The following is an 11,702-nucleotide window of genomic DNA, read 5'->3' as shown; positions in this document are numbered from 1 at the left end:
CATCGACGGCACACACCTCGAACAGCGCTTCGCCCTGTCGATCGCCGAACACACCAACCGCGTGTGACCCGCGGCTGGGTCCGCCGTCCCACGACGGGTGCGACAGGTCCGGCCTGACTCAGACGTGCAGGGTTGCCCGGCCCACCACGGTCACGGTGCCGTCGGCGAGCTCCCCGCGCAGGCACACTGAGGTCTCGTCGACGCGCTCGAGCGTGAAGACCGGCTCGGCGCCCAGCGGAGTCACCGCCGTGAAACGCACCGTCAGGCCGGCGAGTCGTGCCTGCGGAAACGCCGAGGTGACCAGACGTCCGAGCCAGGCCATCGACAGCATGCCGTGCGCGAACACGTCGGGCTGACCTGCTGCCCGGGCAGCCTCCGGGTCCAGGTGCACGGGATTGCCATCACCGGAGGTGGCGGCGAACGCCGCGAGCGTCTCCCGGGTGATGGTGGGAGCTTCGAGCCTCACGAAGCCACCTCCGGGCACAGGAGGAGGGTCACGAGTCGAGCGACCGGGCGCCCTCCGCGCGTGACCTCGGTGGTGCGAGCGATCCGTTGGAACCTGGCACGCTGCTCGACCTGGCTGCACGTCGAGGAGAGGGTGACCGTGTCTCCGGCGTACACCATCTCGGCGTAGTCGAAGGACTGCTCGCCGTGCAGCGCTCGGGTCATGTCGAAGCCCCTCTCACTGGCCCACCCGAACGCATTACCGGTCCGTAGCGCGAGACCGAAGAGGTAGGTCGGCGGCACCAGGAGATCGGGATGTCCGCCGGCTCGAGCGGATCGGACGGAGTGATACATCGGTCGCGTTTCCCCAATGCTGGTTGAGAAATCTCGAACTCCATCACGTGTGATCCGGATCGAGGCGACTTCCGGTGCGGGGTCGGTCTGCGTGCCCATCGGTGACTCCCTGAAGTGAGGCGGTGTCGGCGTCTCGTTGACACCCCATCAGAAATGAACTTAGGTTCACTCGCTATGAACTGAGATTCATCTCACACATCTGGAGAGACCCATGTCCGATTCACAGCAGGAACTCGGCGCGGCGCAGATGCGCCGAGTCGCCTTCGCCAGCCTCTCGGGAACCACGATCGAGTGGTACGACTTCTACATCTACGGCACGGCCGCAGCACTGGTCTTCCCCACGCTCTTCTTTCCCGGCCTCGGCTCCGCGGCGGCGCTGATCGCGTCGTTCGCCACCTTCGGTGTCGCGTTCGTCGCGCGGCCGCTGGGTGCCGTGGTGTTCGGGCACTACGGCGACCGTATCGGTCGCAAGCGAACCCTCGTGGTCAGCTTGCTGCTGATGGGCATCGCCACGCTCGTCGTCGGCGTCCTGCCGGCCGCCGGAACGATCGGGGTGGCTGCGCCGGTCATCCTGGTCCTGATGCGCCTGGCCCAAGGCCTCGCCGTCGGGGGTGAGTGGGCCGGTGCCGCCCTCCTCACGGCGGAGAATGCTCCCGCCGCCAAGCGGGGCCACTACGGCATGTACCCCCAGCTCGGCCCGGGCATCGCCCTGGTCCTCTCCAGTGCGACGTACCTGGCAGCCGCACTGTTCCTGACCGACGGTCAGTTCATGGCCTGGGGGTGGCGTATCCCGTTCCTGGTGAGCATCGCACTGATTGCGGTGGGCCTCTGGATCAGGCTGACCATCGAGGAGACGACGTCGTTCAAGAAGGTCCGCAGCAGCGACGCCGTGGTCCGGCTGCCGTTCGCTGACGTCTTCCGTCACCAGTGGCGCGAGGTGCTCCTGGTCGCCGGTGCCCTGACGATCCTCTTCGCGTCCTTCTACCTGGGCGTCAGCTACCTGACCAGCTACGCGTCGACCGAGCTCGGTCTCGAGCGCACTGCGGTGCTGACGAGCAACATCGTTGCCGGTGTGGTCTTCGCGGTCACCACGATCGTCGCCGCCAAGCTGTCCGACCGGGTGGGACGCAAGACACTCGTGATTGCCGGGAACGTCTTCGCCACCGGCTGGGCACTGGTCGTCTTCCGGATCCTGGACGGCTCCGGCGCGGTCAGCTTCACTGCGGCGCTCAGCCTCACCATGGTGGGTGTCGGCCTGATCTACGGCCCTGTCGGCTCCTACGTGCCGGAGCTGTTCGCCACCCGCTACCGCTACACCGGGGCCGGCGTGGCGTACAGCCTGGCCGGCATCCTGGGCGGGTCCATCCCGCCGGTCATTGCCGCCAGCCTGGCTGCACGTTTCGGCACGCCGTCCATCGGCATCTACCTGGCCGCCATGGGCCTGCTCAGCATCGCTTGCGTGGCTCGCCTGAGTGACACTCGGGCCAAGGTGCTGGATGGTTCGGGTGCGACCGTGAGCGGAGTGCCGGCCGTGGTGGCATGACCGACGTCGGGTTCAGGCGCCGGCGTTGCCGAGCAGGGCGGCGTACTTGCGGCGCTGGCGTGGCGGGATGAGTGCCCGCAGGGCGATCGCGGTCTGCATGGTGGCGAACTCCTCGACGGTGTAGCGCCGCTCGTAGTACCAGTGCTTGAGGGCCCAGGAGTGCGTCAGCAGCAGCACGTTGTAGGCCTCGAGGTCGACGTCGATGACTTCGAAGGCGCCGCTCTCCTGGCCGGCCCGCAGGGCTTCGCGGAGTGGCTCCATCGTGGAGAGCTCGAGCTCCATGATGCGGTGGCGTCCCTCCGGGCTGAGCTGCTTGGTCGCGCGGTAGGTCAGGACGACGGCGTAGCGCTGGTCGTCGATGACCTCGCAGAGCGCGCGCACCCCTGCGGCCAGGCGATGGACCGGATCCTCGCCGGCTTCGTCCATCGCCTTGGGGACCTCGGTGCCGAATGCGTCCAGGACGTTGAGGATCACGGCCAGCAGCAGCTCGTCCTTGCCGCCGAAGTAGCGGTAGATCAGCCCGACGCTCACCCCGGCCTCGGTGGCGAGGGACTGCATCGACACCGACTCAGGACCGTCGCGGTCCATCAGGCGTGCTGCCGCCTCGAGCAGCTGCGCGCTGCGCTGCTCGGCACGGGCCTGGCGTGCCGCCTCGGCGGGATCGGTGTCGATCGACATGCGGTCTCCTGGGGCTTCGAAAATGAACTGCCATTCACTTTATCGCATGGATCCTCTTGACACGGTCCATGAAATGAATCTAGATTCATTCGCAGTGAACCAAGATTCATTTCCCCGCAGCCACTCGATCCGAAAGGTCGCCGACATGACGAACTTCGAAGACATCACCTACGTCGTTGAGGACACCGCGGCGATCGTCACGATCAACCGCCCCCACCGCTACAACGCGTTCCGCGCCCAGACCGTGGAGGAACTGCTCAAGGCCTTCCAGCTGGCGTGGGCCGACACGCAGGTGCAGTCGGTGATCCTCACCGGTGCCGGCGAGAAGGCCTTCTGCACCGGCGGTGACGTGAAGCAGCGAGCCGAGACCGGTGACTACGGCCCGAGCGAGTCCGGCCGCTTCATGATCGGCGACCTGCACAAGGCGATCCGCGACATCCCCAAGCCCGTCATCGCCGCGGTCAACGGCATCGCGGTCGGTGGGGGACACGTGCTCCACGTGCTGGCAGACCTGACCATCGCCGCCGACACCGCGAAGTTCGGCCAGGCCGGCCCGCGGGTCGGCTCCTTCGACGCCGGCTACGGCTCGGCCTTCCTGGCCAGGGTCGTGGGCGAGAAGCGGGCCCGCGAGATCTGGTACCTCACCCGGCAGTACGACGCGAAGACGGCCGAGGACTGGGGCCTGGTCAACTGGGTCGTCCCCGCCGGTGACCTGATGGACGAGGCGAAGAAGGTCGCCGCCGACATCGGTAGGCAGAGCCCCACCGCGATCCGTTTCCTCAAGCAGTCGTTCAACGCCGACACCGACCACCAGGGCGGTCTGTCCAACCTGGCCATGTCGGCGCTCGACCTCTTCGTCGCCGCGCCCGAGGGCCTTGAGGGCGCCGCAGCCTTCTCCGAGAAGCGCGCTCCCGAGTTCGCCAAGCACGCCAACTGGCACTGATTCCGCGACTCGAGGCAAGGAGAGACGGTCATGGACTACTCACTCGACGAGGAGCAGGACGCCTTCCGTACGGAGGTGCGCCGGTTCGCGGAGAAGGTGCTCGCCCCGCACTACCAGAGCGACGACAAGGCGGCTGAGTTCCGTCGCCAGCTCGCGCTCGACATGGCAGGGCTCGGGCTGACCGGACTCCGCATTCCCGAGGAGTACGGCGGGCAGGCGGCCACCGCCGTGATCGCCGGACTGGCGGCTGAAGAAGTGGGTCGCGCCGACTTCAACGCGACGTACGTCATCATCAACACCGCCCTGATCAGCGACGTGATCGTCCGGAATGCGACGGACGAGCAGAAGGCGGCCTGGCTGCCCGGCATCGCCGACGGCACCACCGTGCCGTGCATCTGCATCACCGAGCCGGGCCACGGCACCGATGCGGCCAGCCTGGAGCTGAAGGCGGTGCCCGACGGCGATGGCTGGAAGCTCCAGGGGGAGAAGACCTCCATCACCCTGGGCATGGCGGCCGACCGCGCCGTGGTGCTCGCCCGCACCGGTGGTCCCGGGGCCAGGGGCGTCAGCGCCTTCTGGGTCGACCTCGGCCACGAGAGCGTCGGCCGGGCCGCGTTCGACGACCTCGGCAGCCGCGCCATCGGCCGCGCGTCGTTGCACTTCGACGGTACGCCGGTCACCCGCGCCGACCTGATCGGCAACGAGGGCGACGGTTTCGTCTCGGTGATGCAGGGCTTCGACTACTCCCGGGCGATCATCGGCCTGGCCTGCCTCGGCGCTGCCCAGGCCTCCCTCGACGAGGCCACCCAGTGGGCGCGTGATCGCGAAGCGTTCGGGCAGCCGATCGGCAAGTTCCAGGGGGTGGCGTTCCCACTCGCGGAGCACGCGACGTACATCACCGGCGCCCGACACGTCTGCCTCGAGGCGCTCTGGAAGAAGGACAACGACCTCGAGCACTCGGCCGAGGCCGCGATGGCGAAGTTCTGGGCGCCGAAGCTGTCGGTCGACGTGATCCACCAGTGCCTGCTCACGCTCGGGCACCTGGGCTACTCGACCGAGAGCCCGGTCGGCCAGCGGCTGCGCGACGTGATCGGCCTCGAGATCGGCGACGGTACCGCCCAGGTGTCGAAGCTGGTCATCTCCCGCGACCTGCTCGGCCGCGCCTACGCGCCCTGACCACCGACACCAGACCAAGGAGTTCAACCATGGGAAAGCTCGACAAGAAGATCGCGATCGTGACCGGCGCCGGGCAAGGCATCGGCAAGGCCATCGCGGAGAAGCTCGCGGCCGAGGGTGCCACCGTGGTGGTGACCGACATCAACGAGGCAACCGCCAAGGAGACCGCCGACAGCCTGGGCAACGACTCCGTCGGCATCCGCACCGACGTGACCTCCCCGGAGTCGGTCGACGTGATGGTCGACCAGGTGAGGAACCAGTTCGGCCGCATCGACGTCCTCGTCAACAACGCCGGCTGGGACAAGGGTGAGGCGTTCGTCGACTCCGAACGTGAGACCTGGGACCGCATCATCCAGATCAACCTCTACGGAGTGCTCAACACCTCCAAGGCGGTGCTGCCGATCATGGCCGAGCAGGGCTTCGGCTCCGTCGTCAACCTCGGCTCCGACGCCGGTCGGGTGGGTTCCTCGGGTGAGGCGGTCTACTCGGCCGCGAAGGGTGGCGTCATCGCGTTCACCAAGGCCTCGGCCCGCGAGATGGCGCGCAGCCAGGTCAACGTCAACTGCGTGTGCCCCGGCCCCACCGACACCGCACTGTTCGCCTCCATGGGCGGCGACAAGCTGCGCGAGGCGCTCACCAGGGCGATCCCGTTCAAGCGCCTCGGGCAGCCCTCGGACCTCGCCAACGTCGTCGCCTTCCTCGCCTCCGACGAAGCCAACTTCGTCACCGGCCAGACCGTCAGCGTCAGCGGCGGTCTCACCATGAGCTGACCGGAGAACCCGCCATGAGCTTCGAGACGATCCTGACCTCCGAGATGGTCGCCGACCACACCGGCAAGGGCTACTGGCTCGACCGCACCATCACCGACTACCTCGACGACTGGGCCGGCCGTACGCCGGACAAGGTGGCCTTCGTGGACCCCCGACGGTCGGTGACCTACGCCGGGCTGAAGGACGAGGTCGACCGGGCCGCGCTCCGGCTGCTCGACCTGGGGGTGCAGCCCGGCGACGTGGTGTCCTTCCAGCTGCCCAACTGGATCGAGTGGGTCGTCGTGCACTACGCCGCCACCCGGATCGGCGCGATCAGCAACCCGCTGATCCCGATCTACCGGCAGCGCGAGGTCGGCTTCATGGTGGGTCTCGCCGAGTCGAAGGTGATCGTCGTTCCGCAGGAGTTCCGTGGGTTCGACTACCCGGCGATGGTCGAGGAGCTGCGTGGAGGCTGGCCGGCGCTGGAGCACGTGCTGGTCGTCGACGGTGACGGTGAGGACTCCTGGAACAGCTTCCTCCACCGTCGGACCGACCGCGAGGCGACCGAGCTCGCAACGATGCGCCCCGACCCCAACGACGTCACCCTGCTGATCTTCACCTCCGGCACGACCGGTGAGCCCAAGGGCGTGATGCACACCCACAACACCGTGGTCGCCGCCAACGACGCGCTGCCGGAGCGGCTCGGGATCACCAGCGACACCGTCTTCCACATGGCCTCGACACTGGCCCACCTGACCGGGTTCCTGTACGGCGCCCGGCTCAACGTGCAGAACGGTGCGACCGCGGTCCTCCAGGACGTGTGGGACGCGCATCGCTTCGTCGAGCTGGTGGCCGAGCACGGCATCAGCTACACGTCGGCAGCCACTCCGTTCCTGCACGACACCCTCCAGGCCGACAACCTGGCCGATCACGACCTCTCGTCGCTCACCCGATTCTGTTGCATGGGGGCCCCGATTCCCCGGGCCATCGTGCGCGAGGCCAAGGAGCAGCTGCCGGACATGGTGGTGCTCGGTGGCTGGGGCCAGTCCGAGAACGGCCTCGTCACGCTCGGTATCCCCGGTGACCCGGAGGACAAGATCATCGAGCGCGACGGCTTTCCGTGGCCCGGCATGGAGATCCGCACCGTGGATCCGGAAGGCAGGACGGTGCCCGCGGGGGAGGAGGGTCGACTGCAGGTGCGCGGCCCGTTCCTCTTCGTCGGCTACGCGAAGCGTCTCGAGATGACCCGCGACCTCTTCGAGGACGGCTGGTTCGACACCGGTGACCTCGCCAGGATCGACGAGGAGGGCTACGTCAGCCTCTCCGGCCGCACCAAGGACGTGATCATCCGCGGTGGCGAGAACATCCCGGTCTCCTACATCGAGAACGTGCTCTACGAGAGCCCCAAGCTCGAGATGGTCGCGTTGGTCGCCGTACCCGACCCGCGCCTGCAGGAGCGGGCCTGCGCCTGCGTGATCCTCAAGGACGGCGTCGACGACTTCACCTTCGAGGAGATGCAGCAGTTCCTCGCGGGCAAGGGCGTGGCCAAGCAGTACTGGCCCGAGTACCTGCGTGTGCTCGCCGACTTCCCCAAGACGCCCAGCGGCAAGATCCAGAAGTTCCAGCTCAGGGACCAGGTGAAGGTATGACCGAGGCATTCCTGGTGGCCGGGGTCCGCACCCCGATCGGACGGTACGGCGGCGCACTGGCCGGCGTACGCCCCGACGACCTGGCCGCCCACGTGATCCGGGAACTCGCAGCATCCCTGCCCTCCGTGGACTGGGCGAACGTCGACGACGTGATCCTGGGCTGCGCCAACCAGGCCGGCGAGGACAACCGCAACGTGGCTCGGATGGCCGCCCTGCTCGCCGACCTCCCGGTCGAGGTCCCCGGCACCACGATGAACCGACTGTGCGGGTCCGGTCTCGACACCGTGGCCACCGCGGCCCGCAGCATCCGTGCCGGCGACGCCGACCTGGTGATCGCCGGGGGAGTGGAGAGCATGACCCGGGCGCCGTTCGTGCTGCCCAAGGCGGGATCCGCCTGGTCGCGCGCGACCGAGGTGCACGACACCACGATCGGGTGGCGCTTCGTGAACCCGCGCATGCACGAGCAGTACGGCACCGACTCGATGCCGGCGACCGCCCAGATCGTCGCCGACGAGCACGGCATCTCCCGCGAGGACCAGGATGCCTTCGCCCTGCGCTCGCAGGAGCGCGCGGCGAAGGCGATCGTGAACGGGCGCCTGGCCCGCGAGATCGTTGCAGTCACCGTCCCGCAGCGGCGCGGCGACGACGTGGTGGTCTCCGTCGACGAGCACCCGCGCCAGACCTCGTTGGAGAAGCTCGCAGCGCTTCGGCCGATCGTGGCCGGGGGCAGTGTGACTGCGGGCAATGCGTCGGGGGTCAACGACGGCGCCGCGGCCGTGCTGGTCGCTTCGGCCGCAGCGGTCGAGCGTTACGGGCTGACCCCGCTGGCCCGCGTCACCGCCGGTGCGTCTGCCGGCGTACCCCCGCGGACCATGGGTGTCGGACCGGTGCCCGCGACCCGCAAGCTGCTCGACCGACAGGGCCTGGCGGTCACGGATCTCGACGTGATCGAGCTGAACGAGGCCTTCGCGTCGCAGGCGCTGGCCGTGCTGCGCGGACTCGACCTGCCGGACGACGCCGACCACGTGAACCCCAATGGGGGCGCCATCGCCCTGGGCCACCCACTGGGGGCAAGCGGCGCACGGCTGGCGTTGACCGCGGCCCTGGAACTGTCCGACCGGGGTGCCCGCCGGGCGCTGGCGACCATGTGTGTCGGCGTCGGCCAAGGCATCTCCGTGCTCTTCGAAGGAGTCTGACGATGGACTACGACACCCTGCTCGTGGACGTCACCGACGCGGTGGCGTTCGTGACCATCAACCGCCCCGACGTGCGCAACGCGGTCAGCCGCGAGGTGCAGGACGACGTCCGAGCCTTCCTCGCCCGGGCCCGCACTGACGAGAAGATCGGCGCGGTCGTCTTCACCGGTGCGGGGGAGAAGGCGTTCGTCGCGGGTGCCGACATCTCCCAGCTTGCCGACTACACACTGCACACCGGGCTGGCCTCCGAGATGCAGAGGCTGTACGACGAGGTCGAGGCGTTCGAGAAGCCGACCGTCGCGGCGGTCAACGGGTTCGCCCTCGGAGGCGGCTGCGAGCTGGCGATGGCCTGCGACATCCGCATTGCCTCCGACAACGCCCGCTTCGGCCTGCCCGAGACCAACCTCTCCGTGCTCCCCGGAGCCGGCGGGACGCAGCGGCTGGCCCGGCTGATCGGCACCGGGCGCGCCATCGAGATGATCCTGACCGGTCGGATGATGCCGGCCGACGAGGCGCTGGCAGCCGGGCTGGTCACCAGTGTCGTGCCGCGTGGTGACCTGCTGACGAAGGCCGCCGAGGTGGCCGGCCAGATCCTGGCCAAGGGCCCGCTCGCCGTCCGGCTGGCCAAGCTCGTCGTGCGGACCGGCATGGACGCCGACCAGCACACCGGCCTGGTGGTCGAGCGGCTGGCCCAGGCGCTGCTCTACACCTCCGACGACAAGCGGGAGGGCACCGAGGCGTTCCTCGCCAAGCGCCGTCCCGCGTTCACCGGGAGCTGACATGGAGATCCAGAAGATCTTGGTCGTCGGCTCGGGTGCGATGGGCTCGCAGATCGCCATGGTCTGTGCGCTGGCCGGCCTCGAGGTGGCGGTGCAGGACCTGGCCGAGGCCTCGCTGGAGAAGGCGCAGTCCGAGCTGCGTGCCCGGGTCGACCGCAACGTCGTCAAGGGCCGACTCTCCGCCGAGGAGCGTGACGCGGCGTTCGCCCGGTTGTCCTTCGACACGGACCTGGCGCCCGCCGCGGAGGGCGTCGACTTCGTCATCGAGGCCGCCGTGGAGAAGCTCGACGTGAAGCGCGAGCTGTTCGCCGAGCTCGATCGGCTCACCCCTGAGCACGCGATCCTGGCCACCAACTCGTCGTCGTTCGTGCCCTCCAGGATCGCCGATGCCACCGGCCGCCCCGACCGGGTGGTGAACATGCACTTCTTCAACCCTGCCCTGGTGATGAAGTGCGTCGAGGTGGTGCGAGGTCCGCAGACCTCCGACGCCACGGTCGATGCGACCGTCGCGTTGACCGAGCGGATCGGCAAGCTCCCCGTCGTGCTCGACAAGGAGATCCCCGGGTTCATCGCCAACCGCCTGCTGGGTGCCGTGCGCGACGAGGCGATCCGGCTGCTCGAGGGCGGCTACGCGTCGGTCGAGGCGATCGACACCGCTGCCCGCACCGCGCTGGGCTACCCGATGGGTCCGTTCGAGCTGATGGACCTGACCGGCATCGACATCGGCTACTACACCAAGCAGGGCCGTTTCGAGGAGACCGGCGACCCCGCCGACGCCCCCTCGCGCAGCGTCACCGAGAAGGTGGAGGCGGGCGAGCTCGGTCGCAAGACCGGCAAGGGCTGGTACGACTACACAGAAGGAGACCACTGAGATGGACCTGACCCTGACCGAGGACCAGCTCGGCTTCCAGAAGCTGGCCCGGGAGTTCCTCGACAACGAGGTCGTGCCACATCGTGCGGAGTGGGATCGTCGCGAGTCCGTCGACACCGCGATCATCCCGAAGCTCGGGGAGATCGGCTTCTTCGGGCTGACCATCCCCGAGGAGTACGGCGGCCTCGGCGGCGACTACATCACCTACTGCATCGGCATGGAGGAGCTCGGGCGGGCCGACTCCTCGGTGCGCGGCATCGTGTCGGTCTCGATGGGCCTCTTCGGCAAGATCGTGCTGGAGCATGGCACCGAGGAGCAGAAGCAGGAATGGCTTCCCGGCATCGCGAACGGGACCAAGCTCGGCTGCTTCGGACTCACCGAGCCCGACACCGGTTCGGATGCCGGCAACCTGAAGACGCGCGCCGTCCGGGACGGCGACGACTACCTGATCACGGGCAACAAGATCTTCATCACCAACGGCACCTGGGCTGACGTGTGCATCGTCTTCGCCCGCACCGGCGAGCCCGGCCCGAAGGGCGTCTCGGCGTTCCTGGTGCCCACCGACGCTCCCGGCTTCACCCGAACCGAGATCCACGGCAAGCTCGGCCTGCGTGGCCAGGCCACCGCCGAGCTGAGCTTCGACAAGGTCCGGGTGCCGGCCAGCGCGATGGTCGGAGCCGAGGGTGAGGGCTTCAAGCTCGCGATGAAGTCCCTCGACAAGGGCCGGGTCTCCGTCGGCGCCGGCTGCACGGGGATCATCCAGGGCTGCCTGGAGGCCGTGGTCTCCTACAGCCAGGAGCGCAAGCAGTTCGGTCGTCCGCTCGCGTCGTTCCAGATGATCCAGGACATGATCGCCGAGATCTCCATCGACGCCGATGCGGCGCGACTGCTCACCTGGCGGGCCGCGGACATGATCGAGCGCGGCATCCCGTTCGCGACCGAGGCGTCCAAGGCCAAGTACTTCGCCTCCGAGGCGGCCGTGAAGGCCGCCAACCTCGCCATCCAGGCCTTCGGTGGCTACGGGTACGTCGACGAGTACCCGGTGCAGAAGTACATGCGCGATGCGCGGGTCATGACGCTCTACGAAGGCACCTCCCAGATCCAGAAACTCCTCATCGGGCGCGCCGAGACCGGCATCAGCGCCTTCCTCTGAAAGGACTCCTCATGGTCACCTCACCGCAGAGCCCGTTGGGCTTCGTCAACACCGACTCCCTCCTGTCAGAGGAGGATGTCGCGATCCGCGACACGGTGCGCAAGTACGTCGAGTCGAAGGTGAAGCCGCAGCTGGCTGGTTGGTACGAGTCGGCGTCGATCCCGGCC

Annotated in this window: 12 protein-coding genes; 9 read left to right on the top strand and 3 right to left on the bottom strand. The window is 68.3% G+C overall.

Annotated features, from left to right (window positions below):
- Positions 1-118: 118 nt before the first annotated feature.
- Complete coding sequence (locus ASD66_RS06960) at positions 119-466, bottom strand: MaoC/PaaZ C-terminal domain-containing protein (RefSeq protein ID WP_056890394.1); 348 nt, start codon at positions 464-466, stop codon at positions 119-121.
- Positions 463-897 carry an FAS1-like dehydratase domain-containing protein gene (locus ASD66_RS24105; protein WP_082599351.1) on the bottom strand — a complete coding sequence of 145 codons (435 nt, stop codon included), beginning with the start codon at positions 895-897 and terminating at the stop codon, positions 463-465. Before ASD66_RS24105 ends, ASD66_RS06960 begins: the two co-directional genes overlap by 4 nt.
- 112 nt (positions 898-1,009) lie before the next feature.
- Between ASD66_RS24105 and ASD66_RS06950 the strand changes: the two genes are divergently transcribed.
- Entirely contained in the window at positions 1,010-2,341 is a 1,332-nt protein-coding gene (locus tag ASD66_RS06950) for an MFS transporter (protein WP_056890392.1), read from the top strand.
- A gap of 12 nt (positions 2,342-2,353) precedes the next feature.
- Here ASD66_RS06950 and ASD66_RS06945 read toward each other — a convergent pair whose 3' ends face one another.
- Positions 2,354-3,019 (bottom strand): TetR/AcrR family transcriptional regulator, encoded by a 666-nt coding sequence (locus tag ASD66_RS06945; RefSeq protein ID WP_056890391.1) that lies wholly within the window; start codon positions 3,017-3,019, stop codon positions 2,354-2,356.
- Between the two features lie 145 nt (positions 3,020-3,164).
- Here ASD66_RS06945 and ASD66_RS06940 point away from each other — a divergent pair, with 145 nt between their 5' ends.
- The 8 genes from ASD66_RS06940 to ASD66_RS06905 are packed head-to-tail and all read left to right on the top strand — an operon-like array spanning position 3,165 to position 11,535.
- On the top strand, positions 3,165-3,962 hold the full coding sequence (locus ASD66_RS06940) for an enoyl-CoA hydratase-related protein (protein ID WP_056890390.1): 798 nt from the start codon (positions 3,165-3,167) through the stop codon (positions 3,960-3,962).
- A 30-nt stretch (positions 3,963-3,992) separates the two neighbouring features.
- Complete coding sequence (locus ASD66_RS06935) at positions 3,993-5,138, top strand: acyl-CoA dehydrogenase family protein (protein ID WP_056684756.1); 1,146 nt, start codon at positions 3,993-3,995, stop codon at positions 5,136-5,138.
- Between the two features lie 29 nt (positions 5,139-5,167).
- Positions 5,168-5,908, top strand: coding sequence for an SDR family NAD(P)-dependent oxidoreductase (locus ASD66_RS06930; protein WP_056684759.1), 741 nt, complete (start codon positions 5,168-5,170; stop codon positions 5,906-5,908).
- 14 nt (positions 5,909-5,922) lie between these two features.
- Positions 5,923-7,536: an AMP-binding protein gene (locus ASD66_RS06925; protein ID WP_056684763.1), complete on the top strand. Its 1,614-nt coding sequence runs from the start codon at positions 5,923-5,925 to the stop codon at positions 7,534-7,536.
- Complete coding sequence (gene pcaF / locus ASD66_RS06920; protein WP_056890389.1) at positions 7,533-8,732, top strand: 3-oxoadipyl-CoA thiolase; 1,200 nt, start codon at positions 7,533-7,535, stop codon at positions 8,730-8,732. Before ASD66_RS06925 ends, pcaF begins: the two co-directional genes overlap by 4 nt.
- Positions 8,733-8,734: 2 nt before the next feature.
- Entirely contained in the window at positions 8,735-9,511 is a 777-nt protein-coding gene (locus ASD66_RS06915; protein WP_056684769.1) for an enoyl-CoA hydratase/isomerase family protein, read from the top strand.
- Position 9,512: 1 nt separating this feature from the next.
- A complete protein-coding gene (locus ASD66_RS06910; RefSeq protein WP_056890388.1) occupies positions 9,513-10,382 on the top strand; it encodes a 3-hydroxyacyl-CoA dehydrogenase family protein in 870 nt (289 codons plus the stop codon).
- 1 nt (position 10,383) lies between these two features.
- Complete coding sequence (locus ASD66_RS06905) at positions 10,384-11,535, top strand: acyl-CoA dehydrogenase family protein (RefSeq protein ID WP_056890387.1); 1,152 nt, start codon at positions 10,384-10,386, stop codon at positions 11,533-11,535.
- The last annotated feature ends 167 nt before the right edge of the window (positions 11,536-11,702 follow it).

It is taken from the genome of Nocardioides sp. Root151, assembly GCF_001427925.1.
GTDB lineage: Bacteria > Actinomycetota > Actinomycetes > Propionibacteriales > Nocardioidaceae > Nocardioides.
This window is presented reverse-complemented; position numbering and strand designations above follow the sequence as displayed.

What these genes read in the sequence shown, in the direction of transcription:
- pcaF (WP_056890389.1), top strand. Translation starts at nt 7,533, where the DNA reads ATGACCGAGGCATTCCTGGTGGCCGGGGTCCGCACCCCGATCGGACGG.
- ASD66_RS06925 (WP_056684763.1), top strand. Translation starts at nt 5,923, where the DNA reads ATGAGCTTCGAGACGATCCTGACCTCCGAGATGGTCGCCGACCACACC.
- ASD66_RS24105 (WP_082599351.1), bottom strand. Translation starts at nt 897, where the DNA reads ATGGGCACGCAGACCGACCCCGCACCGGAAGTCGCCTCGATCCGGATC.
- ASD66_RS06950 (WP_056890392.1), top strand. Translation starts at nt 1,010, where the DNA reads ATGTCCGATTCACAGCAGGAACTCGGCGCGGCGCAGATGCGCCGAGTC.
- ASD66_RS06910 (WP_056890388.1), top strand. Translation starts at nt 9,513, where the DNA reads ATGGAGATCCAGAAGATCTTGGTCGTCGGCTCGGGTGCGATGGGCTCG.
- ASD66_RS06940 (WP_056890390.1), top strand. Translation starts at nt 3,165, where the DNA reads ATGACGAACTTCGAAGACATCACCTACGTCGTTGAGGACACCGCGGCG.
- ASD66_RS06945 (WP_056890391.1), bottom strand. Translation starts at nt 3,019, where the DNA reads ATGTCGATCGACACCGATCCCGCCGAGGCGGCACGCCAGGCCCGTGCC.
- ASD66_RS06915 (WP_056684769.1), top strand. Translation starts at nt 8,735, where the DNA reads ATGGACTACGACACCCTGCTCGTGGACGTCACCGACGCGGTGGCGTTC.
- ASD66_RS06905 (WP_056890387.1), top strand. Translation starts at nt 10,384, where the DNA reads ATGGACCTGACCCTGACCGAGGACCAGCTCGGCTTCCAGAAGCTGGCC.
- ASD66_RS06930 (WP_056684759.1), top strand. Translation starts at nt 5,168, where the DNA reads ATGGGAAAGCTCGACAAGAAGATCGCGATCGTGACCGGCGCCGGGCAA.
- ASD66_RS06935 (WP_056684756.1), top strand. Translation starts at nt 3,993, where the DNA reads ATGGACTACTCACTCGACGAGGAGCAGGACGCCTTCCGTACGGAGGTG.